Source organism: Fastidiosipila sp., assembly GCA_012511175.1.
GTDB lineage: Bacteria > Bacillota > Clostridia > Saccharofermentanales > DTU023 > UBA4923.
Map to the genome: position 1 here is coordinate 101,527 of JAAZGO010000004.1, position 24,277 is coordinate 125,803.

The 24,277-nt window shown below is 56.0% G+C and carries 25 protein-coding genes and 1 tRNA gene; 7 read left to right on the plus strand and 19 right to left on the minus strand.

Going from position 1 to position 24,277, the window contains the following annotated elements; genetic code table 11:
• Window positions 1-80: 80 nt before the first annotated feature.
• Complete coding sequence (locus GX839_01020; GenBank protein NLB04053.1) at window positions 81-1,631, plus strand: hypothetical protein; 1,551 nt, start codon at window positions 81-83, stop codon at window positions 1,629-1,631.
• A 56-nt stretch (window positions 1,632-1,687) separates the two neighbouring features.
• Here the strand turns inward: GX839_01020 and hflB are convergent, their stop codons facing one another.
• The 17 genes from hflB to GX839_01105 form a co-directional block, all read right to left on the minus strand.
• Window positions 1,688-3,577: an ATP-dependent zinc metalloprotease FtsH gene (gene hflB, locus GX839_01025; protein NLB04054.1), complete on the minus strand. Its 1,890-nt coding sequence runs from the start codon at window positions 3,575-3,577 to the stop codon at window positions 1,688-1,690.
• Window positions 3,578-3,682: 105 nt separating this feature from the next.
• Window positions 3,683-4,216, minus strand: coding sequence for a hypoxanthine phosphoribosyltransferase (gene hpt / locus GX839_01030; protein ID NLB04055.1), 534 nt, complete (start codon window positions 4,214-4,216; stop codon window positions 3,683-3,685).
• 153 nt (window positions 4,217-4,369) lie between these two features.
• Complete coding sequence (locus GX839_01035; GenBank protein ID NLB04056.1) at window positions 4,370-5,596, minus strand: aminopeptidase; 1,227 nt, start codon at window positions 5,594-5,596, stop codon at window positions 4,370-4,372.
• Complete coding sequence (gene tilS / locus GX839_01040) at window positions 5,593-6,681, minus strand: tRNA lysidine(34) synthetase TilS (GenBank protein NLB04057.1); 1,089 nt, start codon at window positions 6,679-6,681, stop codon at window positions 5,593-5,595. Before tilS ends, GX839_01035 begins: the two co-directional genes overlap by 4 nt.
• On the minus strand, window positions 6,678-8,105 hold the full coding sequence (dnaB, locus tag GX839_01045) for a replicative DNA helicase (protein ID NLB04058.1): 1,428 nt from the start codon (window positions 8,103-8,105) through the stop codon (window positions 6,678-6,680). Before dnaB ends, tilS begins: the two co-directional genes overlap by 4 nt.
• Complete coding sequence (locus GX839_01050) at window positions 8,105-8,551, minus strand: 50S ribosomal protein L9 (protein ID NLB04059.1); 447 nt, start codon at window positions 8,549-8,551, stop codon at window positions 8,105-8,107. The genes dnaB and GX839_01050 overlap by 1 nt, the downstream gene beginning before the upstream one ends.
• Window positions 8,552-8,694: 143 nt before the next feature.
• Window positions 8,695-8,949, minus strand: a complete 255-nt coding sequence (locus tag GX839_01055) for a 30S ribosomal protein S18 (GenBank protein NLB04060.1) — start codon at window positions 8,947-8,949, stop codon at window positions 8,695-8,697.
• A gap of 29 nt (window positions 8,950-8,978) precedes the next feature.
• The gene (locus tag GX839_01060; GenBank protein NLB04061.1) at window positions 8,979-9,431 is read right to left on the minus strand and encodes a single-stranded DNA-binding protein; all 453 of its coding nucleotides are present in this window, start codon (window positions 9,429-9,431) and stop codon (window positions 8,979-8,981) included.
• A complete protein-coding gene (rpsF, locus tag GX839_01065) occupies window positions 9,428-10,009 on the minus strand; it encodes a 30S ribosomal protein S6 (protein ID NLB04062.1) in 582 nt (193 codons plus the stop codon). The genes GX839_01060 and rpsF overlap by 4 nt, the downstream gene beginning before the upstream one ends.
• Before the next feature lie 177 nt (window positions 10,010-10,186).
• Window positions 10,187-11,671, minus strand: a complete 1,485-nt coding sequence (locus GX839_01070) for a threonylcarbamoyl-AMP synthase (protein NLB04063.1) — start codon at window positions 11,669-11,671, stop codon at window positions 10,187-10,189.
• A 12-nt stretch (window positions 11,672-11,683) separates the two neighbouring features.
• Complete coding sequence (prfA, locus tag GX839_01075) at window positions 11,684-12,757, minus strand: peptide chain release factor 1 (GenBank protein ID NLB04064.1); 1,074 nt, start codon at window positions 12,755-12,757, stop codon at window positions 11,684-11,686.
• A gap of 25 nt (window positions 12,758-12,782) precedes the next feature.
• Window positions 12,783-13,631 carry a peptide chain release factor N(5)-glutamine methyltransferase gene (gene prmC, locus GX839_01080; GenBank protein NLB04065.1) on the minus strand — a complete coding sequence of 283 codons (849 nt, stop codon included), beginning with the start codon at window positions 13,629-13,631 and terminating at the stop codon, window positions 12,783-12,785.
• Between the two features lie 34 nt (window positions 13,632-13,665).
• On the minus strand, window positions 13,666-14,649 hold the full coding sequence (locus GX839_01085; GenBank protein NLB04066.1) for a DUF1385 domain-containing protein: 984 nt from the start codon (window positions 14,647-14,649) through the stop codon (window positions 13,666-13,668).
• A gap of 35 nt (window positions 14,650-14,684) precedes the next feature.
• Window positions 14,685-14,888, minus strand: coding sequence for a 50S ribosomal protein L31 (rpmE, locus tag GX839_01090; GenBank protein ID NLB04067.1), 204 nt, complete (start codon window positions 14,886-14,888; stop codon window positions 14,685-14,687).
• 129 nt (window positions 14,889-15,017) lie between these two features.
• Window positions 15,018-15,695, minus strand: a complete 678-nt coding sequence (locus tag GX839_01095) for a histidine phosphatase family protein (protein ID NLB04068.1) — start codon at window positions 15,693-15,695, stop codon at window positions 15,018-15,020.
• An 82-nt stretch (window positions 15,696-15,777) separates the two neighbouring features.
• Complete coding sequence (locus tag GX839_01100; GenBank protein ID NLB04069.1) at window positions 15,778-16,647, minus strand: DUF4438 domain-containing protein; 870 nt, start codon at window positions 16,645-16,647, stop codon at window positions 15,778-15,780.
• Between the two features lie 52 nt (window positions 16,648-16,699).
• Window positions 16,700-17,299: a hypothetical protein gene (locus GX839_01105; GenBank protein ID NLB04070.1), complete on the minus strand. Its 600-nt coding sequence runs from the start codon at window positions 17,297-17,299 to the stop codon at window positions 16,700-16,702.
• Window positions 17,300-17,800: 501 nt separating this feature from the next.
• Here GX839_01105 and GX839_01110 point away from each other — a divergent pair.
• The 6 genes from GX839_01110 (at window position 17,801) to GX839_01135 (ending at window position 23,095) form a co-directional block, all read left to right on the plus strand.
• Window positions 17,801-18,781 (plus strand): sugar-binding protein, encoded by a 981-nt coding sequence (locus GX839_01110; GenBank protein ID NLB04071.1) that lies wholly within the window; start codon window positions 17,801-17,803, stop codon window positions 18,779-18,781.
• Between the two features lie 117 nt (window positions 18,782-18,898).
• Window positions 18,899-19,447, plus strand: a complete 549-nt coding sequence (locus tag GX839_01115; GenBank protein NLB04072.1) for a hypothetical protein — start codon at window positions 18,899-18,901, stop codon at window positions 19,445-19,447.
• Between the two features lie 44 nt (window positions 19,448-19,491).
• The gene (locus GX839_01120; protein ID NLB04073.1) at window positions 19,492-20,064 is read left to right on the plus strand and encodes a hypothetical protein; all 573 of its coding nucleotides are present in this window, start codon (window positions 19,492-19,494) and stop codon (window positions 20,062-20,064) included.
• A 113-nt stretch (window positions 20,065-20,177) separates the two neighbouring features.
• Window positions 20,178-20,693 carry a signal peptidase I gene (locus tag GX839_01125; GenBank protein NLB04074.1) on the plus strand — a complete coding sequence of 172 codons (516 nt, stop codon included), beginning with the start codon at window positions 20,178-20,180 and terminating at the stop codon, window positions 20,691-20,693.
• A 10-nt stretch (window positions 20,694-20,703) separates the two neighbouring features.
• Entirely contained in the window at window positions 20,704-21,696 is a 993-nt protein-coding gene (locus GX839_01130; GenBank protein ID NLB04075.1) for a hypothetical protein, read from the plus strand.
• Window positions 21,683-23,095, plus strand: a complete 1,413-nt coding sequence (locus tag GX839_01135; protein ID NLB04076.1) for a S26 family signal peptidase — start codon at window positions 21,683-21,685, stop codon at window positions 23,093-23,095. The genes GX839_01130 and GX839_01135 overlap by 14 nt, the downstream gene beginning before the upstream one ends.
• 27 nt (window positions 23,096-23,122) lie before the next feature.
• Here the strand turns inward: GX839_01135 and GX839_01140 are convergent, their stop codons facing one another.
• Window positions 23,123-23,803: a YbjQ family protein gene (locus GX839_01140; protein NLB04077.1), complete on the minus strand. Its 681-nt coding sequence runs from the start codon at window positions 23,801-23,803 to the stop codon at window positions 23,123-23,125.
• A gap of 203 nt (window positions 23,804-24,006) precedes the next feature.
• Window positions 24,007-24,083: transfer RNA gene (locus GX839_01145), tRNA-Val, on the minus strand.
• Window positions 24,084-24,277 lie beyond the last annotated feature (194 nt).

Below are 24,277 nucleotides of genomic sequence, written 5' to 3' on the forward strand. Positions count from 1 at the left end.
GCCATTCTATCACCTTTCTTTTGTATCGTGCTAAACTTAGTGGCATGAATGGCAAACCAGATGACCTGACAAAGCAACCTTTGCCTGACCGAATCCCCGCCTTTGATGACCCGGCCCTGGAAGCGGCGCCCTTTCAAGTGATTGAATCGGTAACCGGCAGCCAGCCTGCCGGCTATACGGCGGCGGCCTCGGCCATTGCCCCCGGCAAGAAGATTTTTTTCATCGGCATCGGTGGCATCAGCATGTCCGGCCTGGCCGAAATCGCCCAGGCCGAAGGCGCTGTCTGTGCCGGTTCTGATCCTCACCCCAATGCAAGGACCTCCTACCTGGAAAAGCTGGGCCTTGCCATCTTTGATCACCATGACGGCTGTTTCATCGATCAGTTTGAGCCCGACCTGGTCGTCTACTCAAGGGCGGTCTTCGACGACAACCCCGAACGCCTGCGGGCGGCCGAACTCAAAATTCCCTGTGTGGAGCGGGCTGTCTTCCTGGGCGCCATCAACCGGCTCTTCCGAAAAGTCATCAACATCAGCGGAACCAACGGCAAATCAACCTGCACGGCCATGTGCGCGCTCATGCTGATCGAGGCGGGTTTGGATCCGTCGGTCCATCTGGGCGCTGAACTCATCGATTTCCAGACAACCGTCCGCCTCTCAAAAACCAGGCCCCGGGAGCTCTTCCTCTCCGAGGCCTGTGAATTCAAACAGGGCTTTTTCCACTACCGGGGAACGGCAACGGTCATTCTCAACCTGGTCCACGACCACATTGACAGCTACAGGACACCCGGGGATCTGATCCGCGCCTTTGCCCAGTACGTAGCCATTCAGCCGTCCGGATCGATTTTGATCCTGCCTGCCTACGATCCCGGCATTGAAAAAATGCTGGCCGTCATCAAGGAGATCCGGCCCAGCCTTGCCGGTCAGCTCCCGCTTGTTTGGTTCGGTTCAGAAAAAGACCGGACCCCTGGCGGCCGGAAGCCGGATTACTACTACAGCAATCTTCATTACAGTCAGCAGGGGCAGCCCCGCTTTGACCTTTTTAAAAGAGACGTTTTTCTGACTGCCGTTTCTCTGGCGGTTCCCGGTGAATTCAATGTGCAAAACGCCATGGGGGCCATCGCAGCTGCCGATCTGGCCGGTGCAGGCCCGCAAGCCATCAAGCGGGCGCTCGGGAGCTTCCAGGGGGCCGAAGGCCGCTTTACCCGGGCCGGCCAATATAATGGCGCCCAGGTTATCATTGACTACGCCCATCATCCCTCTGCCGTCCGGGCCACCATCGAGGCTGCCCGCCACCTGCCGGCCAAACGCCTTTGGGTCTGTTTCCAGCCCCTGACACACAGCCGGGTCCGGGGCTTTTTTGATGATTTCGTCCAGTCCATGCTGGATGTGAAGCCCATCATGATGTCTGAAATCTATGACGACCGTGAAAAAGACCAGTCCATCAGTTCCCGGGATTTATGTGACCGGATTAACCAGCTGGGCGGTCAGGCGGAATTCTACCCCACCAATGAGGCGCTAGAGGCACAGCTTCGGAAAATTGTCCAGCCCGGGGACCTGGTCCTGATCATGGGCGTCGATCTGCGAAATACAGGCGACCGCCTGACAGGCCGGACCGACCACATGAAACGTTGACGTAAAAATCGCCCGCGAGGGCGGGCGATTGCATGACAAAAAGATCGATCGCATTTCTATCCGGGCGTCGATTCCGTCCCTGCCTCCGCGACCGGAACAGCCACCTCACCCGGCGATACCGAGACCTCTTTGGCGCCTTCGCCGGGCAGGGGTTTGGGATCGACCGCAAACTCCTGATAGATGGACTCGAATTCAGCAGACTCCACTTTCTCCTTCTCCAGCAGGCGGGTGGCCAGTTCGTCGAGCAGACGGCGGTTTTCGGTCAGCACCTCCTTGGTCTCGGAATAGGCTTCGTCCAGAATCCGGGCGATTTCTTCATCGATGGCCGCCTGGAGCGCTTCACTATGGTTCATCACATGGCCGTAGTCGCGGCCGATGAAGACTTCCTCCTCCTCGGCTGTCACCACATTGCCCAGCCTGCTGCTCATGCCGTATTTGGTTACCATGGCGCGGGCAATCCGGTTGACTTCCTTCAGATCGGCCCCGGCACCGGTGCTGATCTCGCCGAAAACCAAATCTTCAGCCGCCCTGCCTCCCAGGGCCATCTTGATCTCAGCAACAAGCTGGGCCCGGGTCTTGAAGTAGATGTCTTCGCTGGGCTTGAAAGCCGTATAGCCGCCGGCACCGCCGGCTGGAATAATGGAGACCCGCTCGACCCGGTCGGTTGTCGATACCTCCCGCAAGACGATGGCGTGCCCTGATTCGTGGTAGGCCGTCAGCTTCTTTTCCTCGGCACTGATCACCCTGCTCTTCTTTTCAGGCCCGATGGTCACTTTGAAGACAGCCTCGGCGACATCGGAATAGTGGATTTTATCGTCGTTGCGCCTGGCAGCCAGAAGAGCTGCCTCATTCAAAAGGTTGGCCAGATCCGCTCCGGTGAAGCCAGGTGTAATTTTGGCAATTTCAGCCAGATCCACATCGTCCGCCAGGGGCTTGTCCTTGGCGTGGACGTGAAGGATGGCTTCCCGCCCCTTCAGGTCGGGCCGCATGACCACGATGCGGCGGTCAAAGCGGCCGGGGCGCAGGAGGGCGCCGTCCAGGATGTCAGGCCGGTTGGTTGCAGCCAGAACGATGACCCCCTCATTGGGTCCGAAACCATCCATCTCGACCAGGAGCTGGTTGAGGGTTTGCTCGCGCTCATCATGGCCGCCGCCCAGCCCCGCTCCGCGATGACGTCCGACCGCGTCAATTTCATCGATGAAGACGATGCAGGGTGCCTTCTTTTTCGCATTCAGGAAAAGGTTGCGGACCCGGGACGCGCCGACGCCGACAAACATTTCAACGAAGTCAGACCCGCTGATGGAGAAAAAGGGTACCTGGGCTTCGCCCGCGACAGCCCGGGCCAGCAGCGTTTTACCTGTACCGGGCGGGCCGACCAGCAAAATCCCTTTGGGGATCTTGGCACCCAGGCTGACGTATTTTTTGGGATTCTTGAGAAAATCGACCACTTCCTGCAGTTCATCTTTTTCCTCTTCCGCTCCGGCCACGTCATCGAAGGTCACGCGTATCTGGCTTGGGTCGGCCAGGGTCGCCCGGCTTTTGCCAAAGGACAGGGCCGTCTTGCCCTCGCTGTCCCTCCTGGCATAGGAGATAAAGACGAAGGCGCCCAGGGAGACCAGCATGAGAAGCATGATGATGCCGTTCAGGATGCTGCCGAAATCGGTCGGCCGGTTGTAGTCAAATGAGGCTATATGACCCTCTTCCTTGGCCAGCCGGAGGATCTCAAGGTAGCTGTCGATGGAGTCGGCGGGAATGTCTTTTTTGACACTGGCGGGGCTTCCTTCCGAAACCGCCTTGTCCGTCATCTTCAAATTGAGCGTGGCCCCGTCGATGGTAACCGATTCGACCGTGCCGCTCTTGATCATCTGCTCGACATCAAAAAGCGTGGCATCTTTCGAGCGGTCGCCGCGCGACATCATGAAGGTAACCGCCATGATCACAATCATGAGAATGATGTAGAAAGAAAAACCGCCAAATTTTCGTTGTTCCGGAGCCTTCATGCCGTTTCATCGTTTCCTGTCAATGGTGTTTTCAATATGCTTAACCTCACCCTAGTCAGCAGCCAATACTTCAACGTCGGGCAGGTTTCTGTAGTAGCCGTCCAGATCCAGGCCATAGCCCACAATGAATTCATTCGGGATTTCCAGCCCGATGTAATGGACATCTATGTCGATCTTGCGCCGCGACGGCTTGTCAAAAGCGGTGACGATGCGGAGGCTGGCAGGATTTCTCGTCGATAAAAGATTCATCAGGTGGTTCAAGGTAATGCCTGTGTCGACGATGTCCTCAACGATCAGAACATGCCGGCCGGAGATGTTCTTGTCCAGGTCCTTATTGATCTTAACAATGCCGGTGCTCTTTTCCCCGGCGTAGCTTGAAACCGACATAAAATCGACCTCGCAAGGGACATCAATGTGGCGGATCAGGTCAGCCAGAAACATGAAGGAACCCTTGAGGACACAGATGAGATAAATCTCTTTCCCCTTGTAGTCCTCCGAAATCTGTTTTCCAAGGCGCGTCACGAAGGTATCGATTTCTTCGCGGGACACCAGCCTGTGATCAACCTTTTTCTCAACAAACGCCATCTTTTCTCCCCTCCATTTTTTCAAGCCGAGAGACTGGCAAATTTCCGGCAGGGCCGGAAAGTCTGCGGGGAGGACAATAGCCTCCCCCCGATCCACTAGCATTCTAACACAGCCAGGGGCCGAATCAGTAGCATAAGCGACACCGCTGATGGCCTAGAATGCCCACTCGCCATCCCGTAATACAGGCAGGGCTGTGCCGTCCTTTTTGTAGCCGGTAATTGAGAGCTCGGGGCCGCCCACCATGAAATCGATGTGGATCATGGATTTATTGGATCCCAACGCCCCGCGCTCCTCCTCGGTCATCCCGCTGCCACCCCTGATGGCCTCAGCGTAGGCCTGGCCGAGCGCAAAGTGACAGGAGGCATTCTCGTCAAAGAGGGTGGTCTTGAAAAGCAGCCCCGACCGGGAAACAGGCGATGAATCGGGTACGATGGCGACTTCGCCCAGCCTGCGAGCCCCTTCATCCATGCCCAGCAGCGTCTCAAGCACTTCCGCGTTCTTGCCGGCATGGTAATCGACAACCTGGCCCTCCTTGAAAGTGAAACCGAAATCCTCAACAATCTTGCCCATGACTGAGAGCGGCATGGTCGAACGGATCCTGCCGTCCACCTTCATGGCATGGGGCGTTGTAAAGAGCTCTTCGGTCGGAATATTGGCCATGTAATCGACCCCGTCCGGCGTCGTCGATGAACCCCCGATCCACTTATGCCGGTCCGCCAGCCGGCAGGTCAGGTCCGTTCCCGGCCCCTGGTAGTGAAGGTAGCTGAAATCCTGGCTGTCCAGCCAGCTCTCGCGCGCCTTGAGGTTTTTGTCATGTTCCTGCCAGGCAGCAACCGGATCTTCCCGGTCAACGCGGCAAATCCTCAAAACCACTTCCCATAGCTTGTTCAGAGCACTTTCTTCATCGAGGCCGGGGAAAAGTTCCCTGGCCCAGCGCAAGGAGGGACAGGCGGCTGCCGTCCACTTGATATCGCCGGGATGCATGTGCTTCTCCAGGTGCTCTGTTGCTGACAGGGCGGCCTTCTGGGCTGTCTGAATCTTCTTCTGGTCGATGTGGGCAAAAAGATCCAGCGAGGGTGCGCTGAGGTGAATCCGGTGGTATTTGGCCTTGAGCATTTCCTCAAGGTAATCGGCGCGAAAACCGGGAAAGTAATCCAGATAAGCCTCCCCGGCTTCCTCAAACTTGGACAGCCGGATCCTGTCATCGGCAATCTCGGTAATCACATCCCTGGCGCCGGCTTTCCAGCAGGACCTGGCAATCTCGCGCAAAAGCGGCAGTGATTCGGTATCGCCGTTCAACTGAATCAAGTCCCCCTCTTTCACATTGACCCCGACTTTGACCAGTACCTCAGCATACTTTTTCAGCATTTCCCGGCTCATACTTCCTCCTGACTTTTCGAGGGCTTCCCCCCGTCTTTCTCCTCATACGATTCAGCTTCGAGCCACAGCCGGCCATGGCACATGATTGCGGTGACCCCGCCCCCAAGCGACAGGCGTGCTTTCTCTTTGTTGCCGGATGTCACGGAGACCATCAATCCGGCCAGGGTCGCAACCTGGTTCTGGCTCAGGCTTTGGGAGCCGTCCTCACCCTCTTTCACCTGTCCACAGTACTGCTGTAAAACCCTTGAGGTCAAGGCCTCCGGCAGGCTGGCAAGGTCTGTCAGGGACAGGCTGCCGTCCGGCAAACGCAAGGAATCGAGACTCTCCGAGGCCATGGCGGACAGGGCATCATGATCCATTTTTGCCAAATCCCCCAGGCGGGCCAGCATGGGCACCGGATCGTAGCCAAGTGTTTTTTCCCAGGCCGGGATCAAGTCCAGGCGAATCCTGTTTCTCAAAAATTCGAAAGAAAGGTTGGACGCGTCTTCTCTCCAAGGCAAATTCAAGGCCTGTGCCGCCTCGACCACCTGATCCCTCCGGATATCCAGCAGCGGACGGATCAGGGGCCCGTCCAGATAGCGGATCCCGACCAGCCCCCGGAGCCCTGCGCCCCGCCCCATGTGCATCAGGATGCTTTCTGCCCGGTCATCCTGATGATGGGCCAGGGCGATGCGGCAGCCTCCGGGGTAATCTTTTTTCTCCCCGTAATCCGCCGCGACTTTTTCAAAGGACCGGCGCCTTACGATCCGGCCCGCTTCCTCCAGCCCCAGTCCGGCTTTTTGGGCGTAGGCAGGAAGGTCTTCATAGAGGGCGACAAAGGGAATTGAATGCTTTTCGCAGTAGTCCTTGACAAGTGCCTGGTCAAGATCGGCCTCGCTCCCGCGGATTCCGTGATTCAGATGGCAGGCTACCAGGTCAAAGGGAATTTTTTGGAGGTAATGGAGCAAAAAGGCGAGAAGCAGCATGGAATCGGCGCCGCCCGAGACACCGGCAACCAGGAGGCTTTGGGGAAGGATGAGTTTTTCACGCTCACAGGTCGCTGAGATTTGCTGAAAAACCCAAAAAGCAGGAGCCGGGAGCTTCATGATCCCTGGGGAGGCGGCGGGGGCGGTTCGGGCGTCCCGCCATAATAGCTTTCCGTAAAGGTCAAGATCCGGGGATTCCAGTCCAGGGTCACGGTCATTCTTTCGCCCTGCCGGTTCTTTTCGATGATCAGGTCGATTTCACTCACTTCCTGCATGTAGGAAGCTTCCTCCTCCTGGCGGTTGGGGTCGTGGAGAAACATGACCACATCGGCGTCCTGCTCAATGGCCCCTGATTCCCTGAGATCGGCGAGCCGGGGCCGGCGCCCTGCCCGGTCAACTTCGCGGGAAAGCTGCGAAAGAGCAAGGACCGGGACTTCCAGATCCCTGGCCATGACCTTCAGCATGCGGGAGATCTCGGCAATCTGCTGCTGCCTGTTTTCAGCCCGCGACCGGCTGGTCGCCGTTCCCATCAGCTGGAGGTAGTCAACAACGACCAGATCCAGCTGCTGCTTTTGCAGCTGGAGCTGACGGCAGCGGGCGTGGATCTCAACCACATTGATGGAAGAGTGGTCATCAATGTAAATGGGGATGCTGTACAGGTCACCCAGCCCCTTGCCAATCATCTCCCAGGCTTCCTTGTCTTTCACATCGAGCGATTCCAGCTGTTGGAAAGACATCATGGTTTTGGAGGACAGAAGGCGCATGGCGACCTCTTCCTTGCTCATTTCGAGTGAAAAGATGGCGACCACAGCACCTCGGTGGTAGGCAGCATTGTGGGCGATATTGAGTGAAAGCGCCGATTTGCCGACGCCGGGCCTTGAGGCGAGAATATAAAGACCGCCCTTGCGCAATCCACCCAGGACGCGATTCAGGCTGGGAAAGCCGATTTGGATGGGCTGAGGCCGCTCGCCGCGGGAAATGGCGCCCAGCTCATTGATTCTGGCTCCAAGCACACCGCCGATGGGAAGCAGTCCTGAGCTTTCCCCTTCTTCCCGGATGTTCATGATCCGCTGGGCTGCCAGTTCAATCAGCTCTTCTGCCTCATGGTCGGAGTTGAAGCAAAGATCAATGACGCCGTCGAGCGACAGAATCATCCGGCGCTTGACAGACAGATCGCGCACCAACCCGATATAGACCGGGTAATTGGAGGCGAAAGGCACGGATCCGGGAAGCGCCGCCACGTATTCGCGCCCTCCCGCCCGGCCGATATTCCCATTGGCGATCAGCTGATTGGTCACGGTCAGGATATCGCAGGGCTTCTGATCTTCATTCAGGGCTGCCATGGCATCAAAAATCAGCTGATGTTTGGGGTCGTAAAAATCCTCTTTCCGCAAATCAGCCATCATGGCCGCCAGCGATTCAAGTTTCATCATGGCGCAGCCCAGGACGGATTGTTCCGCACTGGCATTGTGAGGCAGTGTCCTGCCTCTCAGCCGGTCGGATAAAGAGTCCGAACCGGACAATGGTTCGGGGAAGGTGGCCATCAGAGCTCTGCCTTCACGTCCAGTTTGAAAGTGACCGACACTTCGGGATGCAGACGGATGGTCACCTGATGGCTCCCCACCGTCTTGACCGGTTCGCTCACCGTCACCTCACGCTTGTCCACCGGGTAGCCGGCCTCTGACAGCAGGTCGGCAATATTCTGGTTGGTCACTGTCCCGTAAAGGCGGCCTGCGGCGCCGGCCTTGGCTGTATAGGTGAAGTGCTGTCCATCAAGGGATTCAGCCATTTTCCTGGCCCGGTCCAGCTCCTCCCCTTCAGATTTCTCCCTGGCTGCCCTTTGCATCTCAACCAGATTCATCTTGTCTTTGGTGACCTGGGTGGCCAAATTGCGTTTGAACAAGTAATTACGGGCGTAACCGGGTTTTACCTCGACCACATCTCCCGCCTGGCCAAGTCCCTTGATACCCTCAAGAAGCAGTACCTTCATTCGTATTCTCCAATCCTACGAGGTGTGCTTGTTATTTTAGCATATCCCCTGTGCCCCGGCTGCGCCGGAAGCGATAAAAAAACCTCCCGTTCCTTCAAATAGAGGGAGCGGGAGGCAGGTGATTCCGTCTGCGCAGGCGCCTGTTATTCCGCCTTATAGGGGATCAGAGCAACCTGGCGTGACCGCAGGATGGCCCTGGTCAGCGCTCGCTGATGGCGGGCGCAGGTACCTGTCATGCGGCGGGGAAGAATCTTGTAATTTTCTGCCAAATAACGCTGAAGCGTATTGACATCCTTATAGTCGATCACATCGACATGATCGGCGCAAAACACGCAATATTTTTTGCGGCCATACCGTTTCTGGCTCTGGTAACTTCCGCGTTTTTTTGTATCTGCCATTTTCCTACTCCTTTGCGGGATCAATTCATTTAAAAGTCGAAGGGGAGTGCCGTATCTTCGTCGTCGGGGGTTGTCAGGAAATCGTCTCCTCCGCTTTCAACCGGTGTCGAGGCGGTATAGTCCCTCGGGCCCTCGTCCACGTCAACTTGCCTGTCGCCGCGCCGCGATTCACAGAATTCGACTTCATCCACGATCACTTCGGTCGTGTAGCGCCTCTGGCCCGCCTGATCCTCCCAGCTTCTGGGCTGGATGGTTCCCGTGATCAGGATCCGGTCACCCTTGTAAAAATACTTGTTTATGAATTCCGCCTGCTGCCGCCAGGCGACGCAGGGAATAAAATCGGCAGTACTTTGTCTTGTTCCTTCGGCCGAGCGCGACCGGCGGTCGCAGGCTACGGTGAAATTGCACACGGAGACGCCGCTTTGTGTCGTCCGGATTTCCGGATCACGCACCAGCCTCCCCATCAGGATTGCCTTGTTCATTCTTCACTCCTTTCCGGCTCCTCCGGGGTCTCATCGACTTCTGCCGGCGGAGTCCCGTCAACAGCTTCGGGCTCGGGCGGCTCTGCCGGCCCGGCGTCCTCTGCCTCCTTCACTTCAGGAGCGGTTTCTTCCTCTTCCGTTTCAGCCGGGACGGATTCCTCCAGCTCTTCCTCATCCGGGCTTGTCCCTTCTTCCGCTTCAGCAGGAACAGAATCTTCCGCTTCCGCTTGATCCGAAACCATCTCCTCTTCTGCTCCCTCCTCGGACAGGCGCCGTACAGTCGGCATGAAGGAACCTTCGGCCACAACAATCAGATAACGCAGGACATAGTCGGCAATGCGCATCAGGCGCTCAATTTCACGCGGAGCTTCGGCTTCGGCATTGAAATGGACGATGACATAGTAGCCTTCACGGAGATCCTGGATCTCGTAGGCCAGACGGCGCCGCCCCCATTCAGTCACCTGGACAATTTCCGCCGACGCTTCGACGATCGCCCTGACCCGGTCCATCTGCACGCGCAGTTCATCGGCGGGCAGGGTGCCGTTCAGGACATAAAGCAATTCATATTTCTTAGCCATGGATCGTATTAAACCCTCCTCCTGGACTAATGGCTCTGTCTTCACAACAGAGCGAGGACCTGTGCCTGTACGAACAGGCGATTGACAATGTAGCATGACACCGCGCAGCCGTCAAGCACCAGACTCCTCTCCCGTCCGGGATGCCAGTCTACCCTCTTAAGGCATGCTGCGTTTCGGTCAGATCAAAATCAGGCGGTCGAAAATTTTCTGCATGGCAGATCCCAACTGTTCTCGCACGCGCCGGTAGGCGTGAAGCGGCTGGCCGAAGGGATCGCCGATGTCCTCGCCTTCAAGGAAATCGGACATGGCAAAGATCTTGTCTGCGCCATCCGGGAAAAAATGTTTCAGCCGTTCCCTTTGGCTGGCTGTCATGGCCACGATCAGATCGGCTTCCCGGACGGCTCTCACCCGGATTTGACGCGAGGGGCGCTGGTCCGGCTCAAGGCCCCATTCCGCCAGGGCTTCCAACGCCTGCTCCGTCATCTTTTGGCCGGCCATGGCCGATAGCCCCGCTGACGAGGCGCGGGCTCCCCTGTCATAGTAACGGTCATTGAAAATGGCCTCCGCCATGGGGCTCCTGCAGGTGTTGCCCTCGCAGACAAAAAGGATCCGCCGAAAATTCTCTTCCTCTGACGCCGCCTTGGTCAGCCGGTCCATGTAGGCTGAGGCCTCTTCCCCTGCAAATCCTTCCGCGATAATCTCCTTGACCCCCATTTGATCCAGTGTTCGCAAGGCATCAAAGAGGGCGTGCATGGCGGCCGCAAGATCTCTTCCTCCCTGGTAGGTGTAAACTTTCACGCCTGGCAAATCTCCCCGTAATTTTTCCCAGGTCGCTTCGCTCAGGAAAAGGCCGGCTGGCTGAACAGATCTTTCCAGCATGCTCAAAAAACTGCCTTCAATGGTTTGACCCGGCTCGGGCAGGGCGATGCGGACGCGGGCGCCGGGGGCGTAATGCCGGTATTTCATGCCGGGAGAGGGAGGTGCGTCAAGACCGTCCGGCAAAAGAGAACCCGTCCAGATGCTTACCTGGATTCCGGTCGCTTCCCTGATCCCGGCCGCAGTAATCTTTCCCGGCCGCAGAATCATGGGCGGATCAGCCGTCAGATCGATGACAGTGGACTCAAGTCCGACTTCGCACGGACCGTCATCAATGAGGTAGGGGATGCGCCCCGCAAAATCGTCCAGGACATGGCGGGCCCGGGTCGGGCTCGGCCTGCCCGAAAGATTGGCAGATGGCGCGACAACGGGCACGCCGGCTGCCTGGAGCAGGGCCCGCGCTGCCACCTGGGAGGGGAAACGGACGGCAACGGTAGAAAGTCCCGCCGTCACACTGTCGGGGATTCGGCTGTGCCGGGGCATGACGAAAGTCAGGGGTCCCGGCGAGAAGGCTTCATAGAGAGGCCAAAACAGGGGCGGAATAGCTGCTGTCACCTGATCCAGCCAGTCTGCCGAAAGAAGATGGACGATCAGGGGATTGTCCGCAGGCCGGCCTTTCAGAAGGAAGATCTGGTCGACCGCCTCAGGCAGGAGAGCTGACGCCCCCAAACCGTAAACGGTTTCGGTCGGGAAGGCGACGATGGCGCCCTTGGCAAGCGCCTGGCCCGGGACGCACAGATCATCAGGACTCACAGGATGCTGGACGGTAATGACCTTGGTTTTCATGGGATTTTGCCCTCAGGATTGAAGCGCCGCCTCATGCTCGGCAACCTGCAGGGCATCAATGATTTCATCCAGGTCGCCGGCCAGAATCCGGTCCAGCTTGTAAAGGGTCAGCCCAATCCGGTGATCGGTCACCCGTGACTGGGGGAAATTGTAGGTCCGGATCCGCTCGCTGCGGTCACCGGTCCCCACCTGGCTTTTTCTTTCACTGGCAATGGCATCCGCCTGTTCGCGTTCGGCCCGGTCGAGCAGAATGGCGCGCAGATGCGCCATGGCCTTGTCCTTATTCTTATACTGGGACCGCTGGTCCTGGCAGGTAACGACAACACCCGTGGGCAAATGAGTAATGCGGATGGCCGAGCTGGTCTTATTGACATGCTGGCCGCCCGCGCCCGAGGCCCGGTAAGTATCGATCTGAAGATCTTTGGGGTCGATCTCAAAATCGACTTCATCCGCTTCGGGCAGGACCGCCACCGTCACGGCTGACGTATGGATCCGGCCGCCGGCTTCAGTCACCGGAACGCGCTGGACACGGTGGGCCCCGCTTTCGTATTTAAGCCGGCTATAAGCTCCCTCTCCTTCAATAGTGAAGATGATTTCCTTGAAACCACCGATCTCTGTTTCATTCATATCGACGATTTCGGTCTCCCAGCCGCGCGCTTCCGCGTAGGCGGCGTACATGCGGTAAAGGTCAGCTGCGAAGAGCGCCGCCTCCTCACCCCCGGTGCCTGCCCGGATCTCAACGATGACATCCCGCTGGTCTTTTTCGTCTTTGGGTTCAATAGCTTCCCGGATGGCCCCATCCAGTACCTCTGCCCTCGTTTCCAGTTCCGCGATCTCTTCGCGGGCCAGCTCGCGAAGCTCCGCGTCATCCGTTTCATTCATCAGCTGGCGATTTTCCTCAATCGCCTCCTTGACCGACCGGAGCTCCCGGATCAGGTTGACCAGCGGCTGCAGGTCGGCGTGCTCCTTTGCAAGCTTGATGTAGGCTTTTTGATCCCGCATCAAATCCGTGTCGGCCAGCATGCCCGACAGCTCTTCGTAGCGGGCCTCGCTGGCAGTCAGTTTAGAATATTGATCAATCTCCATGTCAGGAACTCCAACTGTCTTATCCTTATATTACATGAGACCGGGCCGAAAAGAGGAGGACGCGCACGTGTCCCAGCAGGTCTTTGTCCCGGCCGCGGGGCAGCCAGCCGCAAGTGCGAAAAATGGCTGTAACCGGATCGGCCTGACCCGCCCCGACTTCGAGCATGAGCAGGCCACCTGGGGCCAGATGCTGTTTTCCTTCTCCCGCCAGCCTCCGGTAAAAGGCAAGGCCGTCCGCACCGCCATCCAGGGCTTCAACCGGCTCATGGACCGCCACTTCCGGCATCAGGCGGCCGATCGCTTCCGTCACAATGTAGGGAGGGTTGGCCAGGATCAGGTCAAAAGGCTCAAGGCCCTGGGGCCAGATATCGGCCCGGACCAGCCGGACCGGATCTCCCGGCAGGATGGATCCGGCGTTGGCGGCAGCGGTTTCAAGCGCTTTTCCCGAGCTGTCCGCCAGGGTAAGGTCAAAGGCTATCCCCTCTTTTTTCAGATGGAAGGCCAGGCTGAGTCCGACAGCGCCCGTTCCGGCAAAAGTATCCAGAATACGTAAGGGTTCGCCCCGGTCAGGCCAGCTTCCAAGCAGGCGGATGGCAGCCTCAACCAGATGCTCGGTTTCCGGCCTGGGCGTCAGGGTCCACTCCGTCACCCTGAAGGGGAGGCCATAAAACCAGGCACGGCCCGCGATCTGCGCCAGGGGCTTGCCCTGAAGCCGAAGCGACAGGGCCTCTTCCAGTGAAGCGGCAAGGTCCTCATCGAGCGGCTGCTCGGGATGGGCCAGCTGGGTTGCCCGGCTGATCCCGGCCACCGCCTGGATCAGAGCTCTTGCCTCCTGGCGGGGTGATTCAAAGCCGTCAGCGGCAAAGGCTTTCACGGCTTGCTCCAAAAAGAGATCCAGCCGCGCCTGCCTACCACTTGTCATCGTCAGAATTTTCGGGAATAACGGCCTTGACGGCCTCGATGGCGACTTCCATCATGGCTTCATCCGGTTCTGCCGTCGTCAGGCGCTGCAAAGCCAGTCCCGGCTTGGAAAGGGCCCTGGTCAGCCAATTGTCGCGTGACCCGGCATAGTGGATCAACTCGTAGGAAATGCCGGCGATCAGGGGCAGGAGAACCAAACGGATTGCAATATTGAGCCAGAGCGTGTAACGGCCGACAAGTGAAAAGGTCAGGATGGACACCAGCATGACCAGAAAAAGAAAAGAGGTGCCGCAGCGTGGATGAAGCCGGCTTTGCTGGCCGACATGGGGGACGGTCAGGGGCAGGCCCGCCTCATAGCAGGCAATGGTTTTATGCTCTGACCCGTGGTACATCCAGACGCGTTTGATTTCAGACGATCGCGAGGTCAGCCATAAATAGAGGAGGAACAGGAAGATGCGCAGAAAACCTTCCAGGACAGACAGGGCCACGACCGTTGCACCCCGGGTCTGGCCCAGCCCGAAACCGGACAGGCGGCGGATCAGGTCGGTCAGGGCACTGGGCAGCAAAATGAAAAGGGCGATGCCCAGCCCAAGCGACAGGAAGAGAGTAAAAGTCAGGACGATATTCGGATGACGGTCGGCGAAGCGGTCAAGCGATGATGGTTCCTTCTCTTTTGCCTCTTCCTCCCCCATGGCAGCTTCGGCCGAGTACATAAGGGCTGAAATACCGACTTTCATCTGGGTCACCAAACGGACGACACCGCGAAGGAAGGGCAGCTTGAACCGGGCTGACCTGCCCTCGCGCTCTTTGACCGTCACCTGGATCTCCCCGTCCGGCTTCCTGATGGCGATGGCCTGTTTATGGGGACCCAACATCAGCAGGCCTTCGATCAGTGCCTGTCCGCCGATGCTTGTCCTTTTACAGGAAGGTTCCGTGGCCTTCCCCTCTTCTTTTTGTTTTTTATCTGGCATGTGAAAAAAGGGGAGCCCCAGCTCCCCCTGCACGGTTATTGTTGCTGTCCCATGCGCTTGCGGAACTTGTCGACCCGGCCACCCGTATCAATCAGTTTCTGGCGGCCCGTATAGAAGGGATGACACTTGGAACAGATATCCACATTAATCTGCTCCTTGACAGCCCCTGTCTCGAAAGTTTCACCGCAGGCACAGCGCACAATGGCTTTTCCGTACTTGGGATGGATTCCGTCTTTCATCTTAATCACCTTTCGTGGAAACCGCGCGGGGCGCTTGCTGCCCCCATATGCGATCCCTGAAATCGCAGCCTTAAGCCACCTGACGATTCTACAACGGCGTCATGGCACTGTCAAGCATTCAAGTCCATGTTACTGCGCGTCCGGTCCGCTCTTGAAGTCAAGATAAAAGGGTGTCTTCTCAACCGGGACATCATCGGTAAAAAGTTCGCTGGCTTCCAGAACGCGCAAAGGGCCGGTCTCAAACACCAGGCGAAGTCCGCCCCCGCCTTTGGTGAAATAGCGGTACAGGGGATGGGCCTCCGGCAGGAGCCGGTCGGTCAGGTGCAGGATGGGGCCTCCATGGAAAACCAGGGCCAGGGGAAAGGAACCGGGCGCTTGATCTGCGAGGGTCTGGACCGCATCCATGATTCGATCCAAGCGCTCAATAAAAAGATCATAGGCTTCACCTCCCGGTGGGGTCAGGCGCCTGAAAGTATCAAGGAATTTGGGATAAAGGGGGTCGGACAGGAGCAATTCGTCATGTGTCCTGCCGTCCCAGTCCCCAAATTCCCGCTCCATCAGATCAGGCATCAGTTCCATGTCCATGCCAGGGAAATAAAGTTCCGCTGTCTGCCTGGCCCGCAGCAGCGGCGACACCCACAGGGTCCGGATTTCGGGCGTAACCCCGCGCTTTTGCCTTTGTTCAATTAACAGGCGGCTTTCCGGCAAAATCCCATAGTCCAAAACCGACCCCTGGTATTCACGCTGCAGATTTTGCAGGGTCAGTCCGTGGCGGATCAAATAAAGGATGTGTCTTTCCCGACTCATGGCAACCTCTTTCACAGGACGGGCATAGTGAGAAAGGTGCGCTGCCTGAGCGCACCTCAACAACAACAGTTCAAAGCCAGATTCAGACCTCTTTATTATCGATTAAGTAATGGGCCAGGTTGGCATCCGGATCCTGCCGGCCGACCAGCAGCTCATCTTCTGAACAGCTCAGAAGCGCGGTGACGCCCGGCCCGTGCCCCGACAAAATGCAGTTGGAGTGGACTACCACGCCCAGGGTCCGGGCACCTTTCTTATACTGGCGGCCGTACCGGTTGTCACAGTCAATCAGAAGAACCAGATCCCCAAAGCGGAGATTTTCCAGCCCACACTCCCGCAAGGCCTCCTGGTCTCCGGTCATAATGTCGTAGTCGCCCGTGTAAGCAGACGCGGCCCCGATCCCCGATCCCATCAGGTAGGGCGGGACCTCAGCCACGCAGGGAACGATCAGTTTGCCATCTTCCTCATCAGGCGCGATCTTCTCCAGAAGCTCCGGTGACAGATTCAGGCAGGCAATCTTTGGATGGTCACAAAGTTCCAGTCCCAGTCCCTTGGCCCGGATCAATATTTGGTCTCCAATTTTCAATTTGTCCAGGGTCTCGGGGTCAAAATAGCAAAGGGTATGCTCGATGCCCCCGTGTTTGCCGGTGACGAAACCTTCCGCCCCTTTGGCATCGCCGTCTACCACGATGGCCCGGTTGCCGACACAGGCATTGTGCATGACGCCCTCATTTTCGGACTTGTCTTCGTTTCTCAAACTGACGCCGGGTTCAATGTGGTCACCTGCCAGCCTCATGCAGCAGTCCCCGATCCGGTAGTTGTAGACGATTCCGCCGACCCCCGGCAAAACCCGGGGAACACCTGTATTGTCAATGCGGTAACCGCCCCGGGATGTCGGCGCGTGAATCTTGGCCTGGACCGATATTTCAACCAGATCTTCCTTGTTGGTCTTCATCCTTTTTCCCCTTTGTCTTTATTTCCTGCCCATCAGGGTAACACAAGAAAGATCAGGGGCTTGCCTCCCGGCCCTCCGTCCAGGTATCTGTCGACTTGTCCAGGGATTCAATGAAGTCCCGGGCTTTGTCAAAAAACCGATTCGCCGCTTCCTTGAACTTCTCACCATTTTCTTTCACCCTGGCGTCCAGAACCTCGTGTTTCCATTCCAGGAGCTCCTCAAATTGCTCATCAAACTTCTCAAACAGCTTTTCCCGGTCCTCTTCCTTTTCCTTCCACCAGGTCCTCAGGCCTTCCTTTTTCTTCTCATAGTAGGAATGGACGGACTCCAGAAAACCTTCAAGGGCTTCCTCTATGTCCGCGATTGCCTGGCTTGCCTCCAAAAGGTCCCGCATCTTATCCAGGCTCCCCATCAGGGATTGTCTGACATGGTGCATGGCCTCCCGGTAGCTCCCGGGGTCTTTCAGCCTGTCAGGAACGATCTCCCGGATGCCCTCCCCGATTTCTTTCAGGGCCTCCTTCACCCCGGCGATCCAGTCAATATTCTCACGGTCTCCTCTGTCACCATTGCCGGGCCGGCCGTCGTGGATGGAAGAGGAGTCAGTTCGCGAGGCGCGCAGCTCGTCACGAGCAGGGCCGCAAGCAGGAAACAAAGGACAAAACACTTTTTCATGACCAACACTTCCTTTCTGCCGCTTGAATCGAAACAGGGCAAACCATTGCTTATCAGTAATTATGCAACTTTTTCGTTGATAAGTAAAAATCGATTTCTTCAGATCATGGCGTTTTTCGGTGCATTTCACCAAAAATTTCCAGGAATTATGCTTCTTCAACCGTCCCGGTTTCCCAATTTTCCGTCTGCAGTCAGGAAGAATCCGAAAAAACAAGTGGGGCTAAAAAAGGGGTGAAAACCCTCTTACCAAGCGATTATACCTGTATTCAGTAACATTCGTTACGGTTGATTTGACAAGCCGGAATAACCGTGCTATGTTCCGTCGCGGTTCGAAAGGTGAAGGGCCCTTTCAGCCAGCCGATATTTTTTTAGTCGTCGTTGGGTCTGACGTGCCCTGCCTCCCGAATCCCGGTTATTGAAAACTGATCTGTAAACAGATCACCGAAGGGAATTCATAAATTTGCAGGCAGGATTATCCAAAATGAAAAAATTGATTACCATCTCAATTCTTGTATTGGCCATAGTGACCTCACTTCTGGCCGGAACCATGGCTTACTACACCACCCAGGTGGATATCGCCGCCGGGAGTGTAACCGCCAAGGAATTCATCTTCCTGAGTGAAGAGATTCAGTCTTTTACCGTCAACGAAAAAATTGCTCCCTCCGAGTCCGTTCAATGGTCATTCAGAATCATGAATTACGAGGATTCGCTGGTCACGGAGACCCGGCAATACTACAAACTCATCTTTGATGCGGGGGCCGCAAAAGGCAAGCTGGCCATCGATCCCCTGGTCATCAGGATAAAGGATATGAAGGGCAAGCTCCTCGGGTCAATCGAGGGGACGGGAAGCTTTGAATACCTGGGCGAATTTGATCATAACCCAAAGAAGCAGTCGCGCGAGTTTACCGTGGAGATGGTCTGGCCTGCCGATGGTACGAACGACAGCGCCTATGCCGGCAGCCAATTCGGCACCGCCGTCAAGGTCAGCGGCATCGCTTCGCAGGCGCCTTTTGACGGCAGCGGGCAGCCTGATGAACCCGCTGGGCCTCAAGAACCCGAAGATCCGCAGAAACCTGAAAAGCCTGAAGAATCGGATTATGCCAAAGGCATCAAAATCGACTACTCAACCGGTAACAGCTGGGGCAAGTATCAGTACACCATTAAGATCAGGAACTTAAGCGATGAAGTCATCGAAGACTGGAAGCTGAGCTTTGTCCTGCAACAGAAGATCCACCAAGAACCATGGAACGCAAAGATAGCCGAGCTTGATGGTTCCTACGTATTCACAAGACCGGCAAGTGACTTCAACGTGTCCATACAACCGGGAGGCGAAATTACCTTTGCCGGTCAATTTGTTGGTGACTCGATCATGACTCCCACCCATTTCAGGTTCAAGGATAAGCCTGTCAGTGAAGACGACCTCACCATTTCGCTGGGCTCGGATAAAACTTGGCAGGACTAGGATTCGCCGGGAACGAATCTCAACTGTCGCACTCAAGGCAACTGGAAATTGGCTCGCGTCACATTTCTTGAGATAAATCAAAAAATAATAACAGACAAAACGAAGGGAAAAAAGAAAATGAAAAAGACAATCAGCATTATTGCTCTCGTCCTCGCGATCACCGTCTCACTGATCGCCGGCACCATGTCCTACTACACCATCACACTTGATGAAGTCGCTGGAGGCAGTGTTGTCGCCAAAGAGTTCATCCTGATGGAAGATGAAACAATCGAAAAAACGTTCAATGAGAAGATCGCCCCCGGTGAAACAGTCAACCTCGTGTTTGCTGTCAAGAACTTCAATGCAAATGCTGTGTCAGAAACAAAGATGGACGTCAGCTTCAAACTTGCGCTTGGGGAAAATGGTGATCTCGAAGAAATCGCCCCCTTGAAGATTAAGGAAGTTTCCAAGCACAAAGGGACCTGGTGGGATAAAGACGGCTTAACATTCGAAAATGGAATCTACACGGACAAACAGTTCCTGCCGGCTGAGGCAACAACAAGGGTGTACAGGGTCACAGTCGAATGGCCTTGGGGTACCGCTGATGATGATGCCATCCAATACGCCGGCGCCGGACACGGCTCTGCCCTCACCGTCACCGTCACTGGCACCCAGGTGCAGCCTTAGTCAACCATTGTTGACCAAGCCTTACGAATATCGGGAGAAAGAAAATGAAGAAAACTCTTACCATCATCGCCCTCATTCTTGCCATCACCGTCTCACTGATTGCCGGCACCATGTCCTACTACACCATCACACTTGACGAAGTCGCTGGAGGCAGCGTTGTCGCCAAAGAATTCATCCTGCTCGAAGATGGACAGGACACTTTTGAAGAAAATGTGAAAATCGCGCCGGGAGAGAAGCTCGACTGGAAGTTCGCGATCAGAAACTATGACAAGGATACGGTCACTGGAACTGACATGAAAGTCGATGTTTTGGTGGAAGTTGCAGCAGCGGCAGGCAAAGATGCCATTGTTCCGCTGACAGTTGTCGTCGGCAATGACGCCCTGGAGCTTGTGAAGATCAAGCTCGATGGGAATGGGGAAGGAAAACAGATCCTGACTTATCACACCAAAGCGGATGTCAAGTCCCTGAGAAAATTCACCGTCTCCGTCAGATGGCCTTGGGAAAGCGGCGCATACGACGATATCGACTATGCGGGCGCAGGGCACGGCACCGCGCTTTCCGTTTCCGTCACGGGCACCCAGGTTGAGCCAGTGTCGAACAGCAGCGTTAAGCCCTGATCGGAATTGGCCCTGACACCAAACAGCACAAGAGCCGCCTTGTCCGGGCGGCTCTTTTTGTTGGCCGGCTTGTGCTAGGATACCCCTAAGACATAAGTTTTGAGCGCGCTGCCATGACAGAATCCAGATACACCACACAGGAAGAGATCGATGACATGCGGCATGAGATCGCCCGCGCCATGGAGAAGAAAAAGGCGGGGAAAAGGCGGTCCAAACGCCTGCCGGCAAGGATTCTAAGCTGGACTGCTTTTATCCTGATCGTGGCCATCCTCCTGTCCGTGCTGACCTCCATCCTGATCGCGAAGAAGAAGGGGCAGACCCCCTCTGTCATGGGTTTTCATCTCTTCCGGGTTGAGACAGCCAGCATGGAGCCTACCCTGACGGTCGGAAGTGTCATTTTGTCCAGGAAACCCCGGGATGCCTCCGATTTGAAAGAAGGCGATATTGTCACCTTCAGCTCCCCCTCGGGAACGCTGGTCACCCACCGGATTTTCCGGGTCCTGGAAGGAGAGGAGGGGGAAATCCGCTACATGACCAAGGGTGACAATCCCATCAATGACCCCGATAGCGACCTGCTCCCGCCTGACGGTGTAATTGCGGTTTTTATCGCGAAGATTCCCCTGACCTGAGGAGGCTTCCATGGCGGATCCTGCGAAAAAATTTGAGGCTTTACTCGATTTTTTTGACGATCTCCTGATCCTGAAAGGGCTGTCCTCCCGGGAACACTTTTTGCCGGCCGGCGGCAAAGTCCAGCCGGTCTTCCAGGAGGTCAGCCTGACAGTGCGGAAAGGAGAAATCTGGGCCTTTTACAGCCCCTCACTTATCACCGTCAAACTCCTGCTGGAAACCGCCTGCAACCTGGCACCTGCTGCCAGCGGCCAACCGATTTTCCTGCAGAAAAAGACCCCCGGAAAAAGGCAGCTTCCCGATAACATCTTCTACATTGACAGCACCGGCATGCTCTATGAGCACATGAACCCCCTGGAAGCGGTCATGCTGGCAACCGCCAAAAAGGAGACGGATCCCGTCATCCGCCAAAATGAGATCTTTGAGACCCTGATCGACCTGGGGATGGGGCACCTTTCCCTGACCCCCATTTATTTCTTGTCAGCGGAGGAAAAAGCCCTGATCGAACTTGTGATCGCCTTCTATTCTCCCAAACGCCTGATGGTTTTCAATCTGCCTGAATGTATCTTTGATGACATCCTCCTGGAAGCCCTTGCCCGCTTGTCAGACCGGATCGCACAGCAAGACCGGGCGCTCATCGTGGGAACCGGTGACGCAGATCTGGTCGAAAAGACCGCCAGCCACGCAGCCTGTATAATTGGAGGTTCCCTGGTCTTCCAGGGAACCGTCGAGGAGCTCCGGCAGTATGACCGGACCCTCATGACCATCCGGGATGAAGAGCTTGAATGGCTCAAGGAAAAACTGACGGAGCTTTACCCCTTCCTCCACTATGAAGCCGATGGAGACCAACTGTGGATCAGCGGGGGATCCGGCTCTTTGACGGATCCTTCGGCCATCCAGGAAACCATGGTTCGCCAGGGGCTTCTTCCCCGGCAGGTCACCCTCAACCACAGGACCGCCCAGCGGGCTCTGCAAGCCCTCGGAGAAGACCATGATCTACCGTAGCAGCTATCTGTCAAAGGAGCTCCAGCAGGCCCGCAGGGGCCGCAGAGCGGGCAGCTGGCGGGTGACTGCTTTCGGGCTCTTTTTGGGGCTTCTCTCCTTCGCTCTCTATTTCATGGCCCAAACCATGACCGAGAGTGTTTTTGCCGAAAGTGTCCCCCAGGTCATGCAGGCCAACTATTTTTCCACCCTCTACATCTACCTTCACGTCGCTGCCGTCATCCATACCATCTACCTGCTGGTTTTCCACGAAGTCATCTTTTTCGGGGACATTGCAAAGAAGGCCTGGTATTCACTGATTCAACTGGGCTACCGGCCTGCCTCCCTGATTCTCTCAAAAACCGCGGCACTTTTCATCTTCACTTTCTACTCATACTCCCTGGGTTTCGGCTTCACCGTCTTCCTCACTTTCTTCCTCAAATACGCTCTGGTCTCAGCCTACATGCCAGCCCTTTACCTGGCCGGCCTGATCGATGTCTTCCTGATCGGAGCCGCGGCCCTCTTTCTGTCAGCCATGCTTAAGACAGCGGTCAACGCCCGCTACCTGACTTTTTTGGCCTTGATCCTGGTCTTTGTTCTCAAGTCAGCCACAGGCTTCAGCCGGATCCTGTCAAACAGCCTGGCCATGCGCAAGATCGAAACGCTTTGGGACCTGGAAAAAAGCATCTATTTCCCCTTGGCCGCCGCCCTGATTCTGATCTTAACCTTGGCGGCAGCCATCCGGGCAGGCCTGCTGACCCGCCGCTATCCCCTGTTTCCGGGCCGCTATGAAGCTGTCTTGAAAGACCAGCCACCGCTGGTCCGGATCAGCCGGACAGGCCGCAGAAAGAAAATCGGCCATCCGTCACGCCCAAGAGGAAAGCAAGTGCTGGATGTGACCATCTCAATCCTGCTGGTGGTCTTCATCCTGGCAGCTATTCTCTTCAATGTGGCCATCCTGGTCCTCAATGCAACCGCCAAAGGAAAAATCGCCTCTTTCGGGGGCGTCATCCCTTACGTCTTTAAGTCCAGCACGATGGAACCTGAAATCAAGGTCAACGACCTGGCCTTCTTCAGGAAATTGGAAGGAAAGACAGCTGTCGAGGCAGGCCAGGTGATCCTTTTTGAACAGGATCAGGAAATCTTCGTTGAACGTGTGATAAAAATTGAAGGTGCGGGGCACTATGCCGTTGACATCGACAACTATCCCCATGAATCTGAATACGAAACCATGGTCAAGACCGTCCTGGAGGAGGAGATCATCGCGATTTACAGCGGTCGGAGCCGGTGGCTGGGTGCCGTCATCCTCTTCGCCAATACCATCTTCGGCAGGATCCTCTTCCTGCTCATCCCCGCCATCCTGCTCTTTTTCCAAAGATCGGCCGCTGATTGGGTGACTCAGAAAAAGAAACCCGCCCGCTGATGATCCCTAGCTAGGCCGCCCTTGCCGTCAAGCAAGCGGCTCAACCTCAACCGCAGTTCCCTTAGCCGACAGCAGGATACTGGATGCCTGTTCGGACATGACCATGTCAAAATCCAGGCCGATCAGGGCATTGGCACCCAGATCGTGGGCTTGTCGGATCAGCCGGAGCTTCATGGATTCTTTGAGCTGACGGACCAGATCGACTACTTCCCTGGCCTCCTTGTTGGCCGATGAAGTAAATAGGCCCGCGATACTCTTGATGGTCAGGCCTAAACCGGCACCGACAATATCTTCATCAAAAATGACATCCAGGTAGCGCCTGATCCGGTAGCCCTCAAAACCGGATTCTGTCGTCACCAAGAAAGAAGCCAGGGCTTCTTCAAACTCAGCTTCTTCTTGCCTGGCTCTTTTCATTCGCTCTTTTCTGACAAGCTGTTCAAGACTTGTCTCCCCTGTAAAGGACTTGCCAACCTCAAAATAGGTCTCCAGGAGTTTTTTTGCCCGATCGGACAGCAGTGGCTGATAAAAGAGCATTTGAAAATAGTTCTGCTCTTTTCGAAAGACAGCAGGATCTCTGGTCTGAAGCAGATCTTTGAGCCGCCGGTTGCAGGTGGGACAGATGCGCTCCTCCTTGTCTTCTTCAGAAAGGGGAAAATCCGCCATCATGATCTTCTTTTCCTTGCCGCAAATGGCACAAACATCCGCCATCGATTGATCCTCCCCCAGTACTTATGCTGTTCTTAAGTCGGTTGCCCGTGATATTTTGTCTTGCGATTTCTTCTTAGGAACCATTGAGCTTATTGTTTCTTGGCCGCGCAAGAGGGATACCCGTTGGCCGCCGAACTGCCTACAATATAAGTCAAAATGCACCAAACAACAAAACCCCGCGACATAGCTGTCACGGGGCATCCTGGTGGGTGATACTGGACTTGAACCAGTGACCCCCTGCATGTCACGCAGGTACTCTAACCAGCTGAGCCAATCACCCGGGCCGTGCCCTAGTTTACACAAAGCGAAGAATACTGTCAAACCAGAAATGGATGCTATCATGACTGAGATAAATGACAATGTAAGCTGGACAGTGAGACAAAAAAAACGTCCAGCTTAATCTGGCAAAGCGACTGTCTCGTTTAATCTGGCAATAGTTGCCATCTTCCTCCCCTAAAACCTTATACTGTCGCA